General features: G+C 53.4%; 21 protein-coding genes and 2 pseudogenes. 6 read left to right on the top strand and 17 right to left on the bottom strand.

The features are described from left to right. Positions 1-11 precede the first annotated feature (11 nt). The 4 genes from KIH39_RS19315 to KIH39_RS19300 form a co-directional block, all read right to left on the bottom strand. A complete protein-coding gene (locus KIH39_RS19315) occupies positions 12-971 on the bottom strand; it encodes a hypothetical protein (protein ID WP_213494866.1) in 960 nt (319 codons plus the stop codon). A 513-nt stretch (positions 972-1,484) separates the two neighbouring features. After that, a complete protein-coding gene (locus KIH39_RS19310; RefSeq protein ID WP_213494865.1) occupies positions 1,485-1,925 on the bottom strand; it encodes a hypothetical protein in 441 nt (146 codons plus the stop codon). Then, the gene (locus KIH39_RS19305; RefSeq protein WP_213494864.1) at positions 1,922-2,713 is read right to left on the bottom strand and encodes a DUF1559 family PulG-like putative transporter; all 792 of its coding nucleotides are present in this window, start codon (positions 2,711-2,713) and stop codon (positions 1,922-1,924) included. The genes KIH39_RS19310 and KIH39_RS19305 overlap by 4 nt, the downstream gene beginning before the upstream one ends. Positions 2,714-2,796: 83 nt before the next feature. Beyond that, positions 2,797-3,708, bottom strand: a complete 912-nt coding sequence (locus KIH39_RS19300) for a DUF1559 family PulG-like putative transporter (protein ID WP_213494863.1) — start codon at positions 3,706-3,708, stop codon at positions 2,797-2,799. A 118-nt stretch (positions 3,709-3,826) separates the two neighbouring features. On the opposite strand from KIH39_RS19300, the gene nikR reads away from it, so the two are divergent. From nikR to KIH39_RS19280, 5 genes and pseudogenes are all read left to right on the top strand, one after another. Continuing rightward, entirely contained in the window at positions 3,827-4,276 is a 450-nt protein-coding gene (gene nikR / locus KIH39_RS19295) for a nickel-responsive transcriptional regulator NikR (RefSeq protein WP_213494862.1), read from the top strand. Further along, positions 4,224-4,370, top strand: a pseudogene (locus tag KIH39_RS27240) (hypothetical protein); the annotation flags it as partial. The gene nikR and the pseudogene KIH39_RS27240, both read left to right, overlap by 53 nt. Further along, a pseudogene (locus tag KIH39_RS27235) lies at positions 4,342-4,539 on the top strand (hypothetical protein); the annotation flags it as partial. The pseudogenes KIH39_RS27240 and KIH39_RS27235, both read left to right, overlap by 29 nt. Positions 4,540-4,610: 71 nt before the next feature. Next, positions 4,611-6,029, top strand: coding sequence for a serine hydrolase domain-containing protein (locus KIH39_RS19285; RefSeq protein WP_213494860.1), 1,419 nt, complete (start codon positions 4,611-4,613; stop codon positions 6,027-6,029). 613 nt (positions 6,030-6,642) lie between these two features. Further along, positions 6,643-7,158, top strand: a complete 516-nt coding sequence (locus KIH39_RS19280) for a hypothetical protein (protein ID WP_213494859.1) — start codon at positions 6,643-6,645, stop codon at positions 7,156-7,158. Between the two features lie 65 nt (positions 7,159-7,223). Here the strand turns inward: KIH39_RS19280 and KIH39_RS19275 are convergent, their stop codons facing one another. Next, the gene (locus KIH39_RS19275) at positions 7,224-8,180 is read right to left on the bottom strand and encodes a sugar phosphate isomerase/epimerase family protein (protein WP_213494858.1); all 957 of its coding nucleotides are present in this window, start codon (positions 8,178-8,180) and stop codon (positions 7,224-7,226) included. Positions 8,181-8,476: 296 nt separating this feature from the next. Between KIH39_RS19275 and KIH39_RS19270 the strand changes: the two genes are divergently transcribed. Continuing rightward, a complete protein-coding gene (locus KIH39_RS19270; protein ID WP_213494857.1) occupies positions 8,477-8,695 on the top strand; it encodes a hypothetical protein in 219 nt (72 codons plus the stop codon). A 105-nt stretch (positions 8,696-8,800) separates the two neighbouring features. Here KIH39_RS19270 and KIH39_RS19265 read toward each other — a convergent pair whose 3' ends face one another. The 12 genes from KIH39_RS19265 to KIH39_RS19210 form a co-directional block, all read right to left on the bottom strand. Further along, positions 8,801-9,382, bottom strand: a complete 582-nt coding sequence (locus tag KIH39_RS19265; RefSeq protein ID WP_213494856.1) for an Imm42 family immunity protein — start codon at positions 9,380-9,382, stop codon at positions 8,801-8,803. 200 nt (positions 9,383-9,582) lie between these two features. Next, positions 9,583-10,395, bottom strand: a complete 813-nt coding sequence (locus KIH39_RS19260) for a dihydroorotate dehydrogenase electron transfer subunit (RefSeq protein WP_213494855.1) — start codon at positions 10,393-10,395, stop codon at positions 9,583-9,585. Further along, positions 10,392-11,153, bottom strand: a complete 762-nt coding sequence (locus tag KIH39_RS19255) for a pseudouridine synthase (RefSeq protein WP_213494854.1) — start codon at positions 11,151-11,153, stop codon at positions 10,392-10,394. The genes KIH39_RS19260 and KIH39_RS19255 overlap by 4 nt, the downstream gene beginning before the upstream one ends. A gap of 25 nt (positions 11,154-11,178) precedes the next feature. Beyond that, positions 11,179-11,880: a DUF480 domain-containing protein gene (locus KIH39_RS19250; RefSeq protein ID WP_213494853.1), complete on the bottom strand. Its 702-nt coding sequence runs from the start codon at positions 11,878-11,880 to the stop codon at positions 11,179-11,181. Positions 11,881-11,893: 13 nt separating this feature from the next. Continuing rightward, positions 11,894-13,372, bottom strand: a complete 1,479-nt coding sequence (locus KIH39_RS19245; protein WP_213494852.1) for a cytochrome-c peroxidase — start codon at positions 13,370-13,372, stop codon at positions 11,894-11,896. A gap of 168 nt (positions 13,373-13,540) precedes the next feature. Next, positions 13,541-15,148 carry a hypothetical protein gene (locus tag KIH39_RS19240; RefSeq protein ID WP_213494851.1) on the bottom strand — a complete coding sequence of 536 codons (1,608 nt, stop codon included), beginning with the start codon at positions 15,146-15,148 and terminating at the stop codon, positions 13,541-13,543. A 19-nt stretch (positions 15,149-15,167) separates the two neighbouring features. After that, positions 15,168-16,346 carry a DegT/DnrJ/EryC1/StrS family aminotransferase gene (locus tag KIH39_RS19235; RefSeq protein ID WP_213494850.1) on the bottom strand — a complete coding sequence of 393 codons (1,179 nt, stop codon included), beginning with the start codon at positions 16,344-16,346 and terminating at the stop codon, positions 15,168-15,170. After that, positions 16,343-18,847, bottom strand: a complete 2,505-nt coding sequence (locus KIH39_RS19230) for a DNA internalization-related competence protein ComEC/Rec2 (protein WP_213494849.1) — start codon at positions 18,845-18,847, stop codon at positions 16,343-16,345. The genes KIH39_RS19235 and KIH39_RS19230 overlap by 4 nt, the downstream gene beginning before the upstream one ends. Before the next feature lie 125 nt (positions 18,848-18,972). Further along, positions 18,973-20,802, bottom strand: a complete 1,830-nt coding sequence (locus tag KIH39_RS19225; RefSeq protein WP_213494848.1) for a DUF11 domain-containing protein — start codon at positions 20,800-20,802, stop codon at positions 18,973-18,975. A 237-nt stretch (positions 20,803-21,039) separates the two neighbouring features. After that, positions 21,040-21,402, bottom strand: a complete 363-nt coding sequence (locus KIH39_RS19220) for an MmcQ/YjbR family DNA-binding protein (RefSeq protein ID WP_213494847.1) — start codon at positions 21,400-21,402, stop codon at positions 21,040-21,042. Between the two features lie 29 nt (positions 21,403-21,431). Then, positions 21,432-21,848, bottom strand: coding sequence for a hypothetical protein (locus KIH39_RS19215; RefSeq protein WP_246539347.1), 417 nt, complete (start codon positions 21,846-21,848; stop codon positions 21,432-21,434). Positions 21,849-21,954: 106 nt separating this feature from the next. After that, positions 21,955-22,290 (bottom strand): hypothetical protein, encoded by a 336-nt coding sequence (locus KIH39_RS19210; protein ID WP_213494846.1) that lies wholly within the window; start codon positions 22,288-22,290, stop codon positions 21,955-21,957. Positions 22,291-22,293: the final 3 nt, after the last annotated feature.

Genomic DNA, 22,293 nt, shown 5'->3' with positions numbered 1-22,293 from the left:
ATTGAGGGTGTTTACTTCTTGCGCAGGTCGGGATTGAGAAGCTTGGCCCAGAATCCTTTTTCGCCGTTCGAGTTCGATTCGAGTGATTGGTTGAAATCACGAGTGGACGCTTCCAAGTTACTCAATTCCGTTTCCGCGACGGCATTTCCCGCAGTACCAGCAATGATGATGCCTTGACGATTGGATAGTATTTGAAACGGTTCATCCTTGTAAATGGATTTTGGAAGCTCCGGGATTTCCGCGGCGGAGGTCGGCCATCGTTTCTTAGAAAGTCGGAATTGCTCCACTTTCAATAGGGTCAGATTGAAGCGTCGCGATTGTTCCGCAGTCAGCAACGGGTTAAGTTGCAAGGCGTAATCCGATTGTGAACCATTCCCAGAGTTTGCTGCAAACCCTGAATGCAACTTTTGCTTACATCCTTGTAAGTCAATGGGATCTTGCTCAAGAGCGAGAATATCATCCGAAAGCTGACTTAGAACCCGGGCAAATTCCTCTTCTTCCCAAGGGGTGTAACGATTTCGGGCGATGAACCGCTTTATTGCTGAATCCGGAACAGGAATTTTAAAAGAACGCCAACGCAGAAATTGCGTGCCCTCACTATGAATTTGATTGCGAGGTAATCTTTCGAAGTAAACGGCGCGACTCAATTTGTCGTGTTCGAGTTCGACCTGCTCTGGAAGATTATTCTGAAGAACTTTCTCTAGTCGTTGTAATTGACTTTCGGTGAATTCGCTTTTCGACAGGGCCCAGGACAGGAGACTACCGACCCGATTGTAAACAATGAAGAATCTAATACTGGTCTGGCCATGCTGCTGATCGATCATGAAGCTAGGAATCTTTAAGAGAGCTTCCAGATCCTGAGTCATTAATTCTTGGTTACCCATGTGGAGTTGATTTGTAAAATCTGTCATCATCAGGCTTGTATATTTTCCCGGGATCTGCTCATTAAAAAAAAATGCCGGGTGATCCAAACCGGTTCGAATATTTTGCTCAGTCTCGACCGCTCGCTCGAAATTTCGAAGATGACGACAGCTTTCGATCAGATCTGCATTGAGATCTAAAAACGTCTTGGTGTCCTGATCTAACTCGGAATAGGTTCCGTCGTGTGCGTTCGGAGTCGAATATTGCATCGCACGCACTCTCTTATAATTTTTTGGTTCTCTGTTGTTCAATTTCTGCAAGTACACCCAGGCGTTTTCCTCATCGGGAATTTTTGGCCGAGATTGGAAATAATCCTCCAATTTCCAGTTCGGATCGGTGGCGTTCAGGTGTTCGATCACAGCGATAAATTGCTGATGCGAACGATGGAAGATCCAAGCCCGGTAGCCGAACAATCCGGCTAGACTCAACAGAAATGTGCCGAGGAGAAAGATGCCGAAGCGGAGCATCCGGCTTTTAGGCAGGCGAAGGTATTTCATCCTCGCAATTTAACGCGCCAGCTATGAAGGAACAATGAATCTTTACTTCTGAATGAACAGGTAGGTTTAATGCGTGCGTTGCCCGAAATTATTCGGTAGAACGATATACCAATTCTGATCCTGTCTCGTCAGGGAAATCGCCTCTTTAAAACGCGTCCGCTGCGATCCGGACGCGGCGATAATCGAGACGTGCGCTATAGCCTCGTTGGGTCGCTCCTCGCAGGATTGAATAAAAACCGATTGAGGTTCAAAACCCAGGTTCTTTCGCCAACTGGTGGCCTTGCGAGTGAACTGCTCCAGTGAATTTTTTTTCTTCCCCTCCGGTGATAACTGATCGTAGGATTGAAACCACTTCTTCTCGATCAGGCCATTGAAGAAATTATTGACGGCATTGCGCGATCCGGTATCCACCGATTTTTCCACGCTTCCGGAATCGCCGCAACCCAAAAGCGGGATTGCCAAAATCCAGGCCAGCCAATTGCAACTCAAGTTTCGGATCGCGCTCATGGAAAGCTGCTGTCCTGCGTCAAAACCACTTTGTCGGGGAACAGGTCTATTACTCCGAAATCCCAGCGGAGGGAAACCACATGCCCATCGAGGTAGAGATAATTCGCCACCCCGGCATGGCGGTCCCAGGCGATCCAGGGTTTGAAAATTCCGGTCCCCAGCCAGATATCGAAATCGTCCTGCCGGGGATCCTCCCCCAGTTCAACGGTCAACGGGTTTGCATTGCGTTCGACGAAATCGATGAACTGCGAGGTACCGACTTCATTGATGAACCGCATCAGCGTCCAGTGGCCGTAGCGCCGGGTCTTGTGGCTGAGTTGCGAATTCATCAGAAAACTGGTGCGATGCTCCACACCATCGATGATGCCGTCTTCCACATACGGCTGACGAATCGAAAGATCCGAAGGGCAGCGATAAATCGCTTCGCTGGGAAGAATGATGCCCTGCTTCGATAAATTTTCATTCGCTTCCTGGGTGCCACCGATGAAAGGCATCAGCTTGTCTTCCCAGTAGATTTCCGCGAAGGAGTTGGCATTCCCGGTGTTGGAAATCACATCGGCTTCGAAAGGATGGTGCAGAAAGAATTTGCCGTCGGTAAGATCGTAATATTGCAACGTGGCCAGGCCGATCTGCTTCATATTGGACTGGCACTTGATCCGTGCCGCCGCTTCCCGGACTTTCTGCACGGCGGGCAATAACAGCCCGATCAGCACCGCGATGATGGCGATTACGACTAAAAGTTCAATCAAAGTGAATGCTCGATTACGAGCGTTTAATTGTGGGCGCATCCCAAAATCTTTCAAAAACAAGTTGGTTAAACGGATGAACTAAAAACTTTAAATCCACACGGAGTTTAAGACATTAATTTACTTTACCAGTCGGAACCCAACACCTGACCATCGGCGGGATTCAACGCGTTCGTCCAGGTCAATGGACTAAGACCGGTCGTGACCTTTCGAACACTTCCATCCATCAGGGCGACGTTCATGATCGAGTGATAGGACTGGCACAAATTCGGGTCGGCCTTCATCATGTTCACGCCGATTTGCGGCAGGGTATAGAGCCCGGTGTAATTTGCCTGGCCCGGTAACTCATCGGGGTCGGGCCAGTAAGGACCAAAGGAATTCGGATAGGCCGGCCAGTGCCAGGTCATGTAACTGGTGAGAGTACCCGTCTGCGGATCGACGGTGGGATAACCGGGGAAACATCCGGAAGCTTCGACAATCCCGATCGTATTCGAGCTTCCATCGGGAATATTCCCAATCGTATAGGGAGGAGAAACTCCTTTCAGATTGAAAGTTCCCCCGGCGCCAAACATTGCCAGGTTCAGAGCATAATTTCCCGTGGCATAGTTCGGGGCCACGCTACCAATGCCGTTATTCGTCGTCGGGTCCGATGTGCAAACGTGGATTTTTAGAGGGATGAAAGCCGCCGTTAAATAACCCGGCTTGGGGATGTCCTGCGTGCAGGTGTTGAACACATTGCCCTGCTCATAGAAAGCCAGCGTGGCATAAAAAGCGCTTCCTTCGGCTGTATTTCCGGTCGAAGAATTCACCACCTGATAGAAGTTGGAAGGCGGAAGTTTGTCGCTGAAAGTGTTCGCGTACGAGTGGATCGCCAGGATCAATTGCTTTTCATTGTTCGCGCATCGGAGGACACTGGCCGCTTCACGCACTTTTTGAACCGCCGGTAATAAAAGCCCGATCAGCACCGCGATGATGGCGATCACCACCAGAAGTTCGATCAGAGTAAAACCGTTTCGATTTCTCAAGGGATGCAGCACGGCGGCAACTCCAGTATTACGATTTGCATAATTGTAATACTCGCATCTCCCATGTCCAGTCTCTTTCGACGAAACTGACATTTTTCTTAAAATCTTCCTATCTCCCGGGAGTCCCGCCATGTCCGAACTGGTTCGCTTCACTGCTTCCATCGAAGAACCGCTTCTCAAAGCGTTCGACGACTACTGCGCTCAGGGCAAATTTGCCACCCGCAGCGAAGCCCTGCGCCAGCTCTTCCGCGAGAAATTAACCCACACGGCCTCCGAAGAAAGTAACTCCATCGTCGCGGCCAGCCTGACACTGGTCTTCGATCACCATCGTCGGGGGTTGCAGGAAAAGATGACGCAGTTGCAGCATGACCACGAGAATTATGTGATTGCGACGACGCACGTTCACCTCAATCACGACCTCTGCATGGAAGTCCTGATGCTGCGCGGCTCCTCGAAATCGCTGCGAGCGTTCGCCGCATCGCTCAGCGGGCTCAAAGGTATTCATCAGGCTCAGCTGGTGGTCATCCATGCCGGAGAGCAGGGGCATTCGCACGGGCATGGACATTCCCATTCGCATTAGCGGAAAGCGGTCAGCGGTCAGCGGTCAGCGGTCAGCGGTCAGCGGTCAGCGGTCAGCGGTCAGCGGTCAGCGGTCAGCGGTCAGCGGTCAGCGGTCAGCGGTCAGCGGTCAGCGGTCAGCGGTCAGCGGTCAGCGGTCAGCGGTCAGCGGTCAGCGGTCAGCCAGCGATTATTGAGTCGATACTCAAGTTGACCACAAAATTCCAAAGCCCTTGCGAATTCTTATCAAATAGCAGCTATACCAATAGGATTGCAACAAGCTGAAAGCTGAATGCTGATAGCTGAAAGCTGAAAGCTGACCGCTCAATGAATGCTAACTCCGGAGTCCTCACCTCATGAAACCAGCTTTTGTTCTCCTCCTTCTGACTTTTCTGCCACTGGTGTGCCAGGCTCAATCGGCCGCTGAGGCTCCGAAGACTTTCGACCTCAAAGCGATCGATGCGTATGTGGCCGCGCAGCAGAAGGAGAAGGGCTTCGTCGGTCTGTCGCTGGCGATCATGCAGGACGGCAAAATTGTTTTCGCTAAAGGCTACGGCCAGCGCAGCATCGAGCCATCGTTGCCGGTGGATGAGAACACTAGCTTTTGCATAGGCTCGATTACCAAGCAGTTCACTTGCGCCTGTCTGTTTTTATTAGCCGAGGAAGGCAAGCTTTCGGTGAACGATCCGGTCGCCAAGTACTATCCCGATTTGACGCGGGCCAAGGATATTACCCTTCTGGATCTGATGAATCACACTTCGGGCTATCCCGATTATTACCCGCTCGATTTTCTCGATCGCCGGATGTTGAAGCCGATTCCGTTCGAAAAAATGCTGACCGATTACGCCAAGGTGAAATTGGATTTCGAGCCGGGCAGCAAATTCTCCTACAGCAACACCGGCTACATGATCCTCGGCGGCATCATCGAAAAAGTTTCCGGGGAGTCGCTGGGCAAGTTCATGGAACGGCGGATCCTCAAGCCTTTGAAAATGGAACATTCCCAGTACGCCTCAACCAAGGGGCTGCCGAGCGTGGCCCAGGGTTACACCTCGTTCGCCATCGGAGCACCGGAGAAATCGATTTATGAGGCCGACGGTTGGATTGAAGCGGCCGGGGGACTCTGGGCCTCCGCATCGGACCTCTTGCGCTGGGATCTCGCTCTGGTCACAGGAAAAGTTCTGAAGCCAGAATCCTATAAGCTGATGACTTCGATTCGCCCGCTCAGCACGGGTAAAATCTCCGATTACGGCTGCGGGCTGGGAATCGGCTTCACCAAGGGAGATATGGTTCTCCAGCACACCGGCGGCGTCAGCGGGTTCGTTTCCTATAACGCCATGCTGCCGGGTAAGAAATCGGCGGTTGTGCTGCTTTCCAATGCGGAGCACGTTTCTCCCGGTCCGGTGCGCAATCTGATTTTTAACTTGCTGGTGAAGGAAGTGCAGAAAAACGACGATCCGGCCGTGCCCAAGATTGCCGGACCTGCACCGAAGGAGGCCGTGCTGGCGTTTCTGAAGGAAATGCAATCGGGCAAGCTCGACCGGGAGAAACTCGGCGAAGAATTCAGCTTCTATTTGAATCCCGAACGCGTGCAGGGCGCCAGCGAGAGATTGAAAAAGCTCGGCGATCCCGAGAGTGTGGATGTCGGCGGCACCAGTGAGCGCGGCGGCATGGAAGTGGCGAACGTGAAGCTGAAGTTCAAGACTGCCACGCTGCGAGCATCGATGTACCGCACGCCGGATGGGAAGATCCAGCAGCTATTGTTTTATAATGAGTAGGGGAACGATAATCGCGTACCTGAGGTTCGCCGGGTACGTTCAATCCTGAAGGCACAAGCAGCCAAGAGAAACGCCCATGGAAGTAAAAAGGTATGGGCTCGGAGGCTGGAAAGTCGAGGAGGGTGAGGATTTCGTAGCTATTGGCTGCGGAAACACTTTTACTTTGACGCTGTTCGCATTTCTGCGCTTTCTGATTGTGTCCGTTTTGATTTTCCTGCTGATTAAATTCGGGCTCGACGTTTTCAGTTCTGATGTTGGATCCCAGAAATACTTTTTTATGATCCTGTTACTCTTTGCGGCGGCGATCTCTTTAAAACTATTACGGATAATTTTCCTGGTGCAGAGAACGGTTGTCAGACCAAAATTGCATCAGGTGCAACAAATTTACCTGTCGGGCTTGCATAAGAGAGTTTTCGAATACCAGAGTCTTCTGGTTCACGCTGAGGCGGAACGAGGTATCCGAATTAAAAGAGGCTTCGAATTGTACCGAATTCTGACGGAAAAAGGTTACGAGGTGTTTTCGTTTGCGGATAAATCTGATTCGATGCGATTCATGGAAGTGCTTCGCTCTTTGGAAGGGTCAAGTCAAATTTGATTTTTCCGGGAGTCTTCAATGCATCTAAGACCAGTATTTTTCGGTTATCTGAGAATTTGGCAACAAGGTGACTTTCTGGTGGTTAGAGAGCGAACTCCTTTATTGGTGCTAGGGGAGTTTCTGAATCGAATCCTAGTTGTAACTATAGTTTTGATTGCACTCTGCATGCTCGCTCTAAAACAGCTTTCCGGGGACTGGAATATCTTGGGAGTCATCAGTGGGATTGTGTTTCTCATTGCCTTCGCTATGTACCTCGGTATCGCAATCAAAATATCTTCGACCGCAACCTCCACCGTTTTTCAAAAGGCTTCGCATCAGGTTTCACGATATTACCTCTTCGGGCTCTTCAAGAGAACGATTTCCTATTCTCAAATTCGATTAGAACAAAAAAAACACGATTGGGGAAGGTTCGGTGGTATTGTTGAGTCCTATCGAATACTTACGGATCAGGACTATGAGTTGTATTTCTTCATGGAGGAAGCGGCAGCAAAAAGGTTTGTAGAGATGGTTAATATTTTTGAAAAGCCAGTCTAAAAATAGTCTGCAGAGATCAACGAGCCTTATTATCTCCCGGTGATCTCCACATTGCAAAGCAATGATTACGCCAGCGCTTCCTTGCAATACGCCACGCACTTGGCGACCTCGGCGACCGATGTGGAACCGCTCGGGATCTTGTACTCCAACTCGATATCGGCGTAGATCGGCCATTTCTCCTTCTTCAGTAGCTGCAGCACTTCCTTGATCGGTGTTTCTCCTTTGCCCCAGGAAAGATCAGCCCCGGTCGCAGTACGATCTTTTAAATGCAAACTGACGATCCGCTCGTGATACTTCTCAATCACCGGGATCGGGCTTTTACCCTTGGTACCTGCAAAGTAGTGGCCGATGTCGAAATTGAACATGATGTACGGCCCGCAGTCGAGTATTGGATCGAGCTTATCGATGACCGGCACATTGTTCGTATGGTTATGGAACGCGACGTAAATCTTGTGCTTCTCCGCGAACGGGGCTAGCTTCTTGGCCAGCTTATCGTCCCGTTCGGTTGTGATCGCCTTGCAGCCGAGGGCCTTGGCCAATTCGAAGTTGAAGTTGATGGCTTCTTCCGATGCCCCGAAGGGACATTTATGGATGTGAATGTTGACTCCGGCGTCGTTGTACATTTTGCGGAGATCGGCCGCCTTGGAGAGAAGTTTGGCTAGCTCGGCATCGCTGAGTTTGGGGGCGGATTTTTCCTCCCCTTTCTTGGGAACTGGTGGAAGTACTCCGAAGGCTCGGATCGGCGTTTCCTTCAGTTCGCATTCGCTCAGGCCGTCGTCGATCAACGCTTTGAGGGTCGCCTCGGCGGAATCGATGCCGCTATTCCGGTAGCTGTAGGTGTTGGTTCCGATGCGGACGCCGCCAAATACGGAGTTGGGCTTTGTGCTGGAAGTTCCCTGGAGATTATCGCCTGCGAATGCGCTCTTCCCGATCAGAGCCGCCGTGCCGCCGGCCAGGGCGCTGCCGAGCAATTCACGACGGGAGAGATGGATGGGCAGGGGGTTGTTATTGGGAGTAGACATAGTTGGTTCCTCGGTTCAGTTCGCTGCATGGCCATTTGGCAAGGGTATATCGTACCCCAGTCGGTTGCCAGGTGTCTACATTTTTGGAGGAGTGGGGAGTTCGTTGATCCGGGTCCCTGTGGCATCACTACCCAATCAAACACCGAGTGCAAAACCCGTTTTTCCTCGATGAAATAATGCTTCTATTCCCGGCCAATGGCGAAACCACTGACAACCGACTGTCGAATTGGCTCGCGATTTACAGAATGAAATAATGTGGTACCTCGAAGCACAATCTCAAAACGAAGGGTTTTCTGATGAAGGCGAAGCAAATCGGCGGCATCCTATGTCTAGTTCTGGCAGCGGCTTTTTTTGTTTCCGGGGCGAGTTCCCTTGCCAAGCCAGATGGACCTCAGGTTGGAGACGCCTCCGGATTGGGTGTAAGTCGAATGATCGGGGCATTTCTCCCGGGGGTTTTCGCTCTGATTATTGGGCTCTGGTTGTTCCAAAAGCCAAAACCGGGAAAGAAAGATTGAGTAATTTTGAAAATGAATCTCGGGTGCCTATGGCTAGGCCATTGGCATTTCTCAACTCATCGGAAAATCGCAATGTTTTCGAAATTTATGTATCGTGCCAATGGCCTAGCCTTTGGCACCCGGCTTTAACATGAGATTCCGCTCTCGATCAAATTCTGCAATCCAATCTTCAAGAAGACTGTAATAATCAAATGCTGATACCCACAGATCGCGGATCGTACTAGGATCAGGAACAAAATTACTAGACTTAAATCCAATTAAACGCACTTGATTTCTGATATCGAATTGCAAAATGTAACTACTGTCATCGAAAGCTTCATCTCCATCGGGTGCCCATGTACAGGAATTGCCTTTTGGATAGAAATGAACACAAAAATCTTCGGCTGACAAGTTGAAATACTTTCTATTCTCATGTTTAGGAGCGTAAATGGCTTTTATGTAAGCGTCCGCAATGAGACCCGCATCTGATTCCTCGGAAAATGGGGCTGTATGCATTCCCCGTTTGAAAATTCGATTTTTGACTTCATCATAGGAGCAACCAAGTAACGTAGCGTCAGGTTTGTGCACTCCATATCTAAAGTTCTCAATATGAATTACAAAATAACCTAAAGCCAAATAGTTCGGCGCTTCCCAAATTTTGGAAATACCTGATTCGATAGCGAATATGGCAGGATTGCCGACTATCATCGGAATCGTTTCCTCACATTATCAATAGCTGCCAATTGCCTCACTAGTGGCATTTCTCAAACCATCAAAATCATAACATTCCGAAACTTCGATTCCGTGCCATTGGCGCCCGGACAGGGTCTCTCGGTGATCTCAGTGTTTTCTGCGGTTAAATCTTTGTTCGTTTCACTAAACTTCGACTTCATCCCAAAGCCCACCGACTAATGGCCCCACACCAGCTTGCTTGCCTCGAACACCGGGCCGTCGATACAGACCCGCTTGTAATCGACTCCTTCTGGTGTTTTCACGGCCGTCACGCAACTGAAGCAGGCGCCGAAGCCACAGGCCATTGGCGTTTCCAGCGAAACATAGCAGGGTACCCCATACTTCTCGGCCAATTTCGAAACCGCCTTCAACATCGGCTCCGGGCCGCAGGTGATGATCGGTGCTTTCGGCGGATCTTGCTCCAGCAACCCAGTGACCAGACCATGATAGCCGACACTTCCATCGTCGCTGGCCACCTTAACTTGCACGCCCGCTTTTTCAAAATCGCTCACGCCGGCCAGCAGATTCTTATTCCGCACCCCGTAATAGAGCGTGACCTTATCGATAACTCTTTTAGCCGCTCGGCCACCGAAGCCTTTGGTTCCCAGCAGCTGATGGGCATAGGCCAGAAAAGGCGTCTGCCCGATCCCCCCGGCCACGAAAATTGCCTCCGGACCCGGGCTCAGTTCCGGAAAACCATTGCCCAACGGGCCCCAGATTTCCAATTCCTGGCCTGGGGAGATTTCCTGCAAAAGTGTAGTCATCTTGCCGATCACCAGATAAACGACGTCGATGGCTTGTTGCTCGAAATCGACATCGTAGACGGCAAAGGGCCGACCCAGAAGGGGATCATTTAAACCCGGCAGCTTCAACATCAGAAACTGGCCGGGAAGAATCTTCGCGGCAATGGTCGGGGCGGATAGGCGGATGCGATAGGTCTTTTCCGCCAGGGGAACATGCTCCAGAACTCGGGAACGTGTCTGGATCATTTTTCCGTTTCCTCGGGGCTGCTGCTTTTTCGCGGCCGGCTCTTTCGCTCGGCGAGATCCTGCAGGGACGCGATTTCGTCCGGTTTTAGCCGCCGGCACTTCCCTTTAGGGAGCCGATCGACCTTGATATGAGCAATCGCGACCCGGTGAAGTTCCAGAACCTTGTGTTCCAGCTTGGCCAGCATCCGGCGAATCTCGCGATTCTTCCCCTCGGCCAGCACGATGCGAACCCACGTGCTGTCCCCCTGTTTTTTCAGTTTGCGGACGTACTTCGCTTTCACTTTTCCATCAGAAAGCCAGATCCCGGCCGTCAGCTTCTCCAGATCGGCCATGCTGGGGTTACCGGCCACCAAGGCTTCATAGGTTTTTTCGATGCCGACGCGCGGGTGCATCAGCTTATGGGCCAGGTCGCCGTCGTTGGTCATCAGCAACAGACCTTCGCTGGCCTCGTCCAATCGGCCGACAGTATAGACCCGCTCGGCCACGTGGGGAATCAGATCGAGGGCCCGCGGTCGGCCGGCCGGGTCGTGATTGGTGCAAAGGTACCCGGCCGGTTTGTTCACCAGCCAGTAGACTTTGCGCTCGGTTTCGACAACTTTGTCATCGACGGCGATCTTTTGCTTATCGGGGTCAATCTGGGTGCCCAGTTCCCGAGTGATGATGCCATCGACGCGCACGCGGCCGCTGGCGATGAGTCCGTCGCAATGACGGCGCGAACCCGCCCCGGCATGAGCCAGGAATTTATTCAAACGAATCATGGGGATATTGTATGATCGCGGGCTTTCACCCGCCGAGAGATTGCTTCAGCGCGGCCAGTTGCTGCTTCAGAACTTCCATCTGTTCCTTCAAGGAAACGATGTCCGCTTTGAGCTCCACCAGCGAGGCTTCCATCTCGTGCCGAGGAGGAAGAGACACTTTTTCCGTTGCGGAAAAATCTTCGTTTCGGGCGGAAGAACTCCCGTGATCGGCCAGCTTCTCCAGTTCGCGCGGGTCGTGAAAACCGTGGGTTAACAGGGTGCCCCGACGATTTTCCGGGCCGAGGTAAATCACTAATTTGCGATCCAGCAAGGGTTTAAGAACCGTTTTGAAAGTTTCCATATCCGGAAACGGTTCCATGCGATCGGAATTGCGACGCAGCTCCGCTTCCGTCTGCGGGCCGCGCAAAAGCAGCTCGGCCAAAATAGCCAGTTCGAGTTTGGTGACGGTCCAGGCTTCGTAGAGTTGTTGCCGCCAGCGGTCGACCCGGCCGCCTATGACTCGCATCGTCAAACCCTGCCGGCAGAGCACCTCCAGGGTTTCTTCGATTTGATCTTCCTGAAGATTCATCACCGGGTCGCGGTTGCTTTTCTGGTTGCAACCGTTGACCAGGGAATTGAGACTCATCGGATAAACGTCGGGTGTGGTTTTGGCCTTTTCGACCAGAACGCCTAACACCCGGCGTTCCAACAGAGACAGAACGGGCCAGGCAGTCTCGGGGGTTGTCATTCCTGCTCCACGCTTATTTCGCGGGATCGGCCACTATCGGATCGAGTGCCTCTCCCTCCAGGGCTTTCAGATAGAGTACGAGATCGGCTTTCTCCTGGGGGGTCAAATTGAGCTTGAAGGGAATAATCGGCAGACCCGATTTGGTGATCAACTCCGGCTTCGGACCGGTGTAAGGCTTGCCCGACTTGGCCGCATCGAGGTAGGCCTGCTCGGCCTGGGTGTCGCGCATCTTCGAATCGAGGAATTCATTGACGTTGCCGCCGCGATCGTAGAAATCGATCACGGCTTCCAAAGTCGCTTCCGAACCGTCGTGCAGATAAGGCCGGCTCTTGGTCAGTCCGCGCAACGGCGGAGTCTTGAAAGCCCCCATCATGCTGGGATCTTTATGGCCGGTCGGCTGGCTGTTGATGCGACCTTCCTGGCCTTCGAGCAGCTTGCCGTTCTTGGCGCCAACGCCCAGGTTGTGGAAGGTGTAGTCCGTGAAGTTCTCACCGACATGGCAGGAGTTGCAGCGGGCCTTGTTGAAGAACAGGACCCGGCCGTTGTTGATGCTGGCGGCGATCTGGGGAATCTTAGCCACGTCCTTGGCCGGATCGAAGCCGATCGCTTCCAGAGAGTTTGTATCTTTCTTGGCCACGGCCTCTTTCAGAACCTTTTCGTAGTCCTTGGCGTTCACTTCGAACTTGTTGCCTTCTTCTTCTTCGACGCGGGCTCGCATGGCCACTTCCGCGCGGTCAACCAGCGAATTGCCGATGATGACCAATCTTTCATAGGTCGCAATGGCCTTGGCAATCGAATCGACGGTCGGCAGCGCGCCGAACACTTCTTCGAATCGTTTGCTGTAATCACCTTTCAATCGAATTCGCTTCACGGCTTCGTGAAGCGCTTTGCCTTTGCCGTCGAACATCTCGGAAGGATTGCCGATAGGGCCGTGCGCCTGAGCTTCCAGGGTGTCCATGCGGCCATCCCAGAACATGAAGCGGTTGTAGACCGAATTAAAGACGGTGGGAGCGTTCATGCCGCCGATGTTACCGGCGATGCCCAGGCTGGTCTTGCGCATGTCGCTGTAGCCTTTGCTCGGCTCGTGACAGCTGGAGCAGGAGACGGAATTGTCGCTGGAGATCACTTTGTCGAAGAAGACTTCCTTGCCCAGTTTCCACTTGGCCACCGTGATCGGATTTTCGATCGGCACCGGCGGCAGCAGGTTGATGCCCAGAGGTAGCTTGATTTTGACGACTTTTTTACCATTCGCGCCGGGAACTTCATTCCAGTAGCCGGGTAGTTTCTCCCATTCGGCGCGATTCGAGCTCCGGGAAACGAAGCTGACCGGAATCTGATCTTCCAGCGGCTTCATTTTGGTGATGTCGGGGAGCAGGTAATCGTAATTGTTCTCTTCGGCCGCCCGAATCTGAGAGAGGGTAACAGTCAGCCCGACTACTAAACCCAATGAGCCGAGTGTGGCAAAAAGACGTTTAAACGGGAGAGACTTCATACGCGGTCCTCAACGATAAGTGCGAAAGTGAAATTTCGGGGTGATGATATTTATATTCGAACAGGGCAGCGCAGCACCAATAGCTTTTGGCTATGGCTGCGATAGTTTTTTCCATTGGGAAGTGGGCATTTCCCCAACGAAGCTTTGAAGGAGGGCGATTAGGCGGGATTACTTATCTTCCAGATCCACCTGAATGGCCTGCAGGATTTCGTTGTTGGTATCGTCCTGAATGAAGGCGATGGCTTTCAGATTCTTAAGACTCATCGGCCGCTCGGAAAATTCCTCTTTGTTTTCTTTCACCACTTCATCCAGTTGTTTGTTCAAGCTGGCCCGCAGTTCGTCGAGGTTCAATTTCACGCTCTGTTCGCCAGTCGCCTTGGGTAGGGGGAAGCCGTTGGCCCCCCCTGGGAAAGCCCGCACCACGGCGTGGTGATAGCGAATTCCGTTGCCGCCCGCGTAGCGGACGCGATCTTCGGTGATGGCGAACCGCAGCATGGTTTTGGCAGCCGGTTTCTTCAGGTCTTCGACTTTGGCGGTCAGGTTGATCTCACTGCCCTTTCGGGTAGCGGTCAGTTGGAGTTTCGCACCGGCCGGTTTTTCGAGTTCTTCGTCGATGGTCTCGCGAAAACTCTTGTTTTTGGCTTTAGCGGCCGCGGCTGGGCCTCCCCCACTGACGCCCGATTTCCCTTCAAAATAGATCGAAGGTGTGCCTTTCACTTCGTAGAAGCCGGCCCGGGTTTCGCAATCTTTCATCGTCATCGGATCAGGGCCGGGCACATGCAGGTGATACTGCATCAGAACGACTTCGGTCGGTTTGTACGATTTGTCCAGAGCTTCGAAAGCGAGATCGGCTGCCACGCAAGGGGGGCATTCCGCTCCGGTAAACATCTCGACCAGCACAACGCGGTCGCTCTTGGCTTTTCGGCCGGCGTAGGCTTCGGCCTGGAACGACATCTTCTTGGAATACTCGGCGTAATCGCGAGCTTCGGCTTTCACAAGCTGAAGCTCGACCTTCTTGGCTTCATCCAGTTTTTTCGTCTTCACCAGAACGTTTCGCAGGCCCTCCAGAACGCTCATCTGAGTGCTGGCATCGTCGCTATCGGCCAGCATTCGCTCGGCCTGGCGGGCCTGCTCCAGAGCGATCGCGGCGTAAGGTTCCTGATCGGCCAGAGCCCCGGCGATGGTCAACGCGGTGGTTCGCTGGAAGCGATTGCCATAAACTTCGGTTTCTTTCATCGCGCGGTCCGTGTAGCCGCGAACTTCTTCAACTTTCAGGCTTTTTTTGCCGGCCATTTTCAACACCGGAAGCAGGCTGTTGAGATAAGCCTGGCCATCCTGCTGCTCCAGAACTTCGCGAGCCAGGGCAAATTCGTCTTTCAGATTTTTCAGCTTGGAGGGATAGAGATCCATCAAAAGAGTATTTCCCCCAAAGATCAAGCTGCCGCGCAATTTCTTGCCATCCTTGGTGAACTTGCCATCGAACGAGAGGGTCTGAGATCCGAACAGCATGTCGAATTGAAGCAGGTCGTCTTTGACGGTGACCGCGGAGATCGACGGTTCCAATTTCAATTGGGGAGACATATCGAGAACATCGCCTACCCACTTACCCTTGGCTTCGGAGAAGGAGACCAGCATGTTGAGGATCATTTCCCCTTGTTGCGTCGGTATAGGAAGCGAGAGCTTCCAATTGCCTTTCGCGGGGGTATCGGCGGCCGGGGCCAGCTGCGTTATCGTCAGAAGTAAGAAGCCGAGAAAGGCAAAACGTAACCGGTTCATGAAGTTCATCCTGTAAGAGTTAATCGTCGAACCGTAACTGAGCCTGGGTAGGCAGCGCTGCCTCCCGAATCCGTTCCGCGTTACGATACGTTTTCCAGACGGCGGATGCAACCTGTTCCAACGCGGAATCCCCGGCGAGTAAGACAGGATGATGGAGCGTAATCAAGTGCTCGCTCGCCAGGTCAGCGTGAGATAGGGAGCCGATTTTCCGGAAACGGTTGGCCGCCCGACCCCGATGCAATGCCCGAAAACCGGGGCTGAAGGCGATGCCTTCCGCTCGTAAAGCCCTCACGAAAATTTCACGCGAGAGCCCGAATGCATCACTTTCGAAAAAGAATCCCACCTTATAGTAGTCGGCCAGCGGCGGCTTTTCCGGGGTGGGAATTGGCCGCAGGCCCGGGACTTCGCGTAGCAGACTATTGAGTCTTTGAAAGGCATCCCGGCGCTGCTGGGCGTGGGGTTTCAACTGTTCCAACTGCGGCAATAACACACAGGCTTGCAATTCCGATAATGTTCCCCATTGATGCCCGGCCCGGTAGAGCTGAAGTTTTGCTTTCTGACAACGGGCAGTGTCGCCGCAAAAGAGCATGCCGCCGCGGCCGGCCGAAAGGGGCTTGGATCCACCGAAACTCAGAATGCTGAAGTCACTGTCGGGAACCGGGTCCAAGCCGGGCATCTGCGATAGATCCTGGACAAGGGCGATTTCCCTTTTCGAATCGGTAATGACCTTTTGCAGTAGCGAAATGTCAGCGACTCCGCCGTGCATATGGGAAGCGAGGATCACTCTGGTTTTTTCTCCGATGGCCTGGGCGACCTGCTTCGGATTCAGTGTGGGATTATCTTGTTGAATATCGACAAGAACGGGAGTTGCACCGAGGGCATGGATTGTCAGAAAAGTCGGTTCGTATTCGTAGGCGGCCAGAATGATTTCATCGCCTGGCCCGATGTTGAGGGACTTCAGGGCGATTTCCAAAGCTAAAGTTCCACTAGCCAATGCGAAATTCGGCTGATCAATGATCTTCCGGCAGCGGATCTGCAACTCTTCGACATGCGGGCCGTGGTAGAGTCCCCAGGTATTGGCGGCGAAGGCTTTCTGAAGCGACTCCTGAATCGCCACATCAGCCACCGGCCAGGGGGGAGGGCCCTCGGGTCGAGTTGGTTGCCCCCCCAGTAGTGCGGGTGTTTGATCGTGCGTCATGGGCTACCACTCGCAATCACTCGGCGCTCCCCCGTGCGAAAGGTCTCGGCCACCACTCCGCTGCGATGGCTGCGAATGGTGATCAACCCGGCCGTGCCGGTCGACCAGGTCAGTATCTCCCGATCATTCTTCATTTTACTGCTAAATCCGCTTTCGGAATTATTCACGACGACGAGTTTCGGTTTTGCCCAGTCGAACAACTTGGTGGGATTGGCCGTGACGCTGCCGTGGTGCGGCGACATCAGCACATCGATCGGGGAGATCGGTTGCGATAGAACCTGATCCAGGCCGACTTTTTCGATATCACCGGTGAATAAAAAATGATGCCCCTGATGTTCCAGCAGCAAGACGAGACTGCGGACATTTTCGATGCCGGGAGGGCCCTCAGCCGGTGGGTGCAACACCTGGAAGCTGACATCACCCGATTTCCAGGTCATCGGCCGATGGATCGCACGCAAATTCATGCCACGCGTTTCCAGTACTCTCAAGACTTCTTTGACGCCCGGCGCGTTCTTGTCGGCGAAACTCGGCGTTGTGGTAATCTGCCCGATGGCAAAGCGGTCGAGCAAGGCGGGCAGTCCGTTGAAATGATCCAGATCGGCATGGCTGAGAATCACTTCATCAATGCGCCGGATGCCGCGCGACCAGAGAAACGGTGCCACATGCCGTTGAACAATATCGGGCCCGGCCAGCGAACCGGTATCGTACAGGAGGGTTCGGCCATCGGGCAACTCTACCAATGTGCAGCCGCCATGACCCACCGAGATAAACTCGATGCGAAGTTCATCTTTTTCAAAATCGCGCTGTGGCCAGAGAAAACCGATCGCCATCGTCACCAGCAGGGTTTTGAGAAAGTGACCCGATTTTAATTGCGCAAATATTCGCGGCAGGGGGAAATTGCGCCACTGCAACCAGATCAGCCACCCGACCAGAAGTGTGTAAAAGAGGATAACGCAGCCGATGGGTAATGGCCCGGTATACCAGCAGCCCCAGGTAAGCTTATCAGCGAACAGGACCAGGTCGTTGGCCAGCGCGAGACTCCATTTCAGCAGGAAAGTACAAATGCCACTGAACAAACCTCCCAGCAGGTTGTCGAACAATAAACCAAAGCCGGCTAATAGGGCGATGGTTGAAAGCAGGATGACGGGCGGGCCAATCAATAAACCCGATAGGGATATAAGATTTTGCCAATAGATAATCAATGGTATTAAGGAGACGCTAATGTATAAAGTCGTCTTATAAGCGAGTCGCATTTCGCGAAAGAGAAATCTGCTGAAGCGTAGCAGTCTTGGTTCGCTCTCTTCAATCAGCTGTTGCAGCGGATCGATTGCGGGCGTCGGGGACCAGTAAGGAATTCCCCAAATCAATACGGCCACCGCCAGGAAAGATAGTTGAAAGCCGGAATTGAACAGATCGCCGGGATTGAGTATCAGGACGACGATCCAGGCCAACGCAAAAGTATTGGCCGGGAAAACCCGTTTGCCGAGCAAGATTCCCAGGCAGCCCATCATCACCATGGCCGCCGCCCGCATGGCCGAGGGTCGACCGCCGGTCACCATCGCGTAGATAAAAAGCAGCAGAGCCACAATCAATGCCGCCCGGCGATAGTCCAGCCGTGCCAGCCGGAGGAGGAAGCGAATAAATATTCCCAGGATCACCAGATGCTGACCCGAAATCGCCAGCACGTGAATGACGCCGGTGCGCACATAATGATCCCAGTCCGCCGCGGGCAGAGCATTATTCTGTCCGAGTAATAAAGCGGCGGAGAGGCCGTATTCATTCTCGCCGATGCGATGCTGCAAAACCTCCTGTCCGTAATGGCGAATGCGGGCCAGGAGGCGGTCGAAGGAGAATCCGCCCGGGTTGAGTCGGGTAATCAGATCCTGGGCCTTGCGGATATGCATCTCGGCGGAGATACCCTGGTCGCGCAACCAGCGCGAGTAATCCCATTCTCCGGGATTCGCGGGAGTGACCGGGAGATTCATCCAGCCCAGTAATTCCACTTCGTCGCCGACGCGGATCTCCTCGAGCCGGCCCGGCACAGTCAGCCGAACTTTCCCATCGTGCGGTATCCAGTCCCCTTCTTTTTGCAGAGCGTGCAGTTCCAGAACGGCCAGACTGCTTTCCGTGCGCGGCTGGGAAACCAGAGGGTTCTCGCGAGTTTTGGGACGCACCGTCCAGTCTTCGCAGAGCATTCCGCGAGCCCGAACCAGCATCGGTTTTTCTGTGAGAATGCGTGCGACGTTGCCCGGCGCGACATACTGGCACTGCTGGTTGTGGTGTGCCCCACCCAGAGCGGTGAAAGCCAGAAGCAGCCAGGGGATGATCGGTTGTTTTCGGCGACTTGCCAAACTCGCCCCGAGTAGCATCAGGGTGGCCATTACCAGCCAGCTTTTCAGGGCAACGACCAAATATCGATCGAACAAAATACCGAGCGTAAAGGCCGCCGCGACCGGCACCAGCGGAGCGTAGTAGAGAGGTGGTGTAGGGTTCGGGCGCATAGCAGCACTCTACGCGAAAAATGGGACTCCGAGTATTAGGGAAGACAACTACAGAAGAAGTTGCATCAACGAAAAAACCCGGGTCAATCGACCCGGGTTTAGGAGATAAAATTCTGGTTGAAGAATTAGTCTTCGTAAATCTTGGTCGATTCCTGCTTGATCAGGGGTTCCACCATGCTTGCCGCGCTGATAGCGGCCTTGAAGCGGGCATCGCCCTTGGCGGTTGCGGTGCAAGTCACTTTGAACACCACATCGCCCTTGGGATTCAGCTTGCTGAGCGGTTCGAACACCAGTTCGTTACCTACGGAATCGTACTTCACCGGGGCGTTGACGCCCTTCAGCTTCATCTGAGCGGGAATCGTGCAGACCAGCTTCACGGCTTCTTCCGCCTTGGAGCCACTGTTGGAAATGCGAATTTCAAAAGTCGTGTCGTGGCCGACTTCGACCGGGTTTTCGGTTTCGGTCACTTCCATAGCGATGGCGGAAAGTCCTTCGACCTTGGTGGCCATTTCCTTTTCGGTCTTCACGCCGCGGCTGCCGGTGGCCACCACTTTGTGCAGGTGTTCGCCCTGGTTGACTGCCATCAGTTCAACGCGGACTTCCTTGCTCTGACCGGGAGCGATTTCTCCGATGAACCACTTCACAGCGCCCGAGCCGGCGTCGTGTTGTCCACCCGCATCGGCCTGCAGGAACTTGAAGCCAGCCGGAACGATATCGGTCACGAAGACATTGTTGGCCGGGGCATCGCCCGGGTTGGTGACCTTCAAGGTGTAAACGGCCTTCTTATCCAGATAACGCAGTTTCGGCCCGAGCACTTCGAGATTCAATTGCGGCGTGACGACATTCACGGCCACGGTATCGACGGCCTTCAGGCCGCCTTCACCTTCGACGTAAATTTCGCATTTCTGCATGCCGCCCGCCTTGCTGACGCAGGGCAGCTGAATAGTACGGGTTTCACCAGCGGCCAGGCTGCCGATCTCCTGCATCATCTTGTTGCCGCGAACGCCTTCCAGACCTTCGCCCAGGGTGGCGACCAACTTCACCGAGTCGGTGGTGGAGTCACCGGGGTTGCTGATTGTCAGCGTGATATTGGCGGGGTCGCCCATCAGCACTTTTTCGGGCGCTGAGGCTTTCACGGCCAGTTTCGGTTCCCGGACCATTAATTTCATGGTCGAGGAGCCGGTGAACGTCACCCAGGCCTGGCAATTCAGATCGCCCTTGGTCAGAGTGGTCATCTTGATGCGAAGCTGTTTATCCTGCTTGGGCATCACGGTACCCAGTTCCCAGAGCATCACGCCTTCGATCATTTCCGGCTTCGGTTCCACGCCGCCCACAGTGACTTCCTTGGGCAGACGAACCTGGACTACGACCTTTTGCAAGGCGCTGGGACAAGTGTTTTTCACATGCAGAACGTAATCGGTCGGCTGGCCCAATTTCACGGCCTGATTGCCAGTCCATTCGAGTGCGATGGAAGGATCCTGCTTGCTGATGACACCCATGCTCATCGGGGCCGGACTTCCCAGAGTCATGCTCGGGGTCGGCTTCAGCTCGATGGGATCTTCCTTCAGCGGACTCGGTTCGATCGGCTTGATGGCGGCGGGAGTGGTGGGCGTAACCATCAAGGTTTTGGCCGGTTCCGGCTTCTTGGCATCGCGCGGATCGGTAATCGGCTCGATGGTCAACGGCTTGAGGGTCGGATCAGCCGGTTTGGTCTGTGGCGTTGAAGGGCTGATACTCGGCAGGGTCACATCGGGTTCGGGTACCTGCAGCGAGGGGGGTGCCTTGGGCAATCCGCTCGTGGGAATCGTTAAATTTTGCTTGGGTAATACCGGAATCGCGGGCAGTGTGGGTTCCGAAGTGCTGGGGGGTTGTGCTTTGCTGAACGTTGCCCAGCCGACGAGCCCGACGCCGAGGCAGGTTGCCACCGCAGCCGTCCTGGTCCATTTGTGAATCATGATTCTTCCTCCATGAAGCTTCCGCGTGGCGGGAATGCACGCAAAATACGGAACTCGCCCGCGCTTGAGTAGAAATTTCAAAATCGTTTATAACCGACTGGCATATCGCGTCAAGCCCGGCAGATTGGCCGGAGATTAAAGGGTAGACAACTGGGCGTCCTACTTTACCCAACTTGCGGAAATGGAATTTGCAGGGTTTGTGGCAAGCGAAGCAAATGCATCGAACAGGAAAATTTGTTAATCTGCGTCAAGCGCTTCAATTAACTTCTTGGAAGCCACCTGGCAGTAGGCTTCAATCAATAGGGCTTTCACTTCCTGCCAACGCTTCACGGATTTCAGCCGCAGAGAAACCCAACCCTGGTGGGCGGCGTAGGGTGTGGGGTAGAAGCGGGGATCTTCGAGCAGTTGCTCCTGTCGCTCGAAACTCATTTTCAAGCCGAGATTCGGTCCTTCGATTTCATCCACTCCAAAGGCCGCAAATAGCTTTTTGGGAGCGCGAAAAGTGGGATGCCCCCAGGCCTCTACTTCCTTCACCTCGGGTAGGGCAAAGCAGATTTTGCGAACCTTATCCAGATACTCGGAATATTTGGCTTCGATCACAAGCACCCTTATTGGAAGGCGATGGGCCATTATTTTTCGAGCAGAAAATCCACAGTATTCGCACCGGCCACCAACTCAGCCGTGAGGATGGATTCTTTGTGATATTTATCCGGCAATGCTTCCGCGATCACATCCGGGGATTTGCCGTAGGTCGCCTCCCGTTTTTCTCCCGTCGGTCGAGCCCAGTGAATTTCCACACGATACTTACCGGGCGGAATTCCGGTTTCCCGCAAGACGTGGTAGGTGCCGTTCTCGATGGGAGCCCCGTAACTTCGCGGCGCTTCCGAGTCGAGGCTGATAAACGAAATGATACCCGAGGCTACTGGCGTACCATCGTAAGTCAGCGAGCCTTCCACTTCCGTTTGCGGGCCCGGGTTTTCCCCGCAGCCGACAAGTAAGAAACTATTCAGCAACAGCAAAAGTGCTAGGAAAACGCGTTTTAACATGATTCCATCCGGGCAAAGTTCTTGAAAGAAAATCAGCGGTCGCCGTTCAGGTTTGAGCCTGAATGCCGACCGCTGAAATGAATTCTTGACTGGATCTTCCCACTGATTATTTCACACTGGGATCGGAGAGATCCAGCTTCTTCATCAGCTCCCGGGCTTTAGATACCGGACTGCCTTTACTTTTCTTGATTTCATCCAGCCCGGCCTTCAGGATATCCGCCTTGGCGGAATCAATTTTTCGAATGTTATCGATCATCGCATCGTAAGTCGTCACTTCACTGGAAACCGGTTTTCCCTTGATGTAATTCACCAAGGTCGCCTTCACCTGGGCCCAGGGATCGACATTTTTGACCTCGATAATCGTTTCCGGGGCAGGAGGTTTACACCCGACGACCAGTCCCGTGCTGAGGACCAGGCCGACGAGAACTCTATCTATCCGCATCGA

This window comes from Telmatocola sphagniphila, from assembly GCF_018398935.1.
GTDB classification, from domain to species: Bacteria; Planctomycetota; Planctomycetia; order Gemmatales; family Gemmataceae; genus Telmatocola; species Telmatocola sphagniphila.
This window is presented reverse-complemented; position numbering and strand designations above follow the sequence as displayed.

Coding starts and splice junctions, on each gene's coding strand:
- KIH39_RS19310 (WP_213494865.1), bottom strand. CDS start 1,925: ATGAGCGCGATCCGAAACTTGAGTTGCAATTGGCTGGCCTGGATTTTG.
- KIH39_RS19305 (WP_213494864.1), bottom strand. CDS start 2,713: ATGCGCCCACAATTAAACGCTCGTAATCGAGCATTCACTTTGATTGAA.
- nikR (WP_213494862.1), top strand. CDS start 3,827: ATGTCCGAACTGGTTCGCTTCACTGCTTCCATCGAAGAACCGCTTCTC.
- KIH39_RS19285 (WP_213494860.1), top strand. CDS start 4,611: ATGAAACCAGCTTTTGTTCTCCTCCTTCTGACTTTTCTGCCACTGGTG.
- KIH39_RS19280 (WP_213494859.1), top strand. CDS start 6,643: ATGCATCTAAGACCAGTATTTTTCGGTTATCTGAGAATTTGGCAACAA.
- KIH39_RS19275 (WP_213494858.1), bottom strand. CDS start 8,180: ATGTCTACTCCCAATAACAACCCCCTGCCCATCCATCTCTCCCGTCGT.
- KIH39_RS19270 (WP_213494857.1), top strand. CDS start 8,477: ATGAAGGCGAAGCAAATCGGCGGCATCCTATGTCTAGTTCTGGCAGCG.
- KIH39_RS19265 (WP_213494856.1), bottom strand. CDS start 9,382: ATGATAGTCGGCAATCCTGCCATATTCGCTATCGAATCAGGTATTTCC.
- KIH39_RS19260 (WP_213494855.1), bottom strand. CDS start 10,395: ATGATCCAGACACGTTCCCGAGTTCTGGAGCATGTTCCCCTGGCGGAA.
- KIH39_RS19255 (WP_213494854.1), bottom strand. CDS start 11,153: ATGATTCGTTTGAATAAATTCCTGGCTCATGCCGGGGCGGGTTCGCGC.
- KIH39_RS19250 (WP_213494853.1), bottom strand. CDS start 11,880: ATGACAACCCCCGAGACTGCCTGGCCCGTTCTGTCTCTGTTGGAACGC.
- KIH39_RS19245 (WP_213494852.1), bottom strand. CDS start 13,372: ATGAAGTCTCTCCCGTTTAAACGTCTTTTTGCCACACTCGGCTCATTG.
- KIH39_RS19240 (WP_213494851.1), bottom strand. CDS start 15,148: ATGAACCGGTTACGTTTTGCCTTTCTCGGCTTCTTACTTCTGACGATA.
- KIH39_RS19235 (WP_213494850.1), bottom strand. CDS start 16,346: ATGACGCACGATCAAACACCCGCACTACTGGGGGGGCAACCAACTCGA.
- KIH39_RS19230 (WP_213494849.1), bottom strand. CDS start 18,847: ATGCGCCCGAACCCTACACCACCTCTCTACTACGCTCCGCTGGTGCCG.
- KIH39_RS19225 (WP_213494848.1), bottom strand. CDS start 20,802: ATGATTCACAAATGGACCAGGACGGCTGCGGTGGCAACCTGCCTCGGC.
- KIH39_RS19215 (WP_246539347.1), bottom strand. CDS start 21,848: ATGTTAAAACGCGTTTTCCTAGCACTTTTGCTGTTGCTGAATAGTTTC.
- KIH39_RS19210 (WP_213494846.1), bottom strand. CDS start 22,290: ATGCGGATAGATAGAGTTCTCGTCGGCCTGGTCCTCAGCACGGGACTG.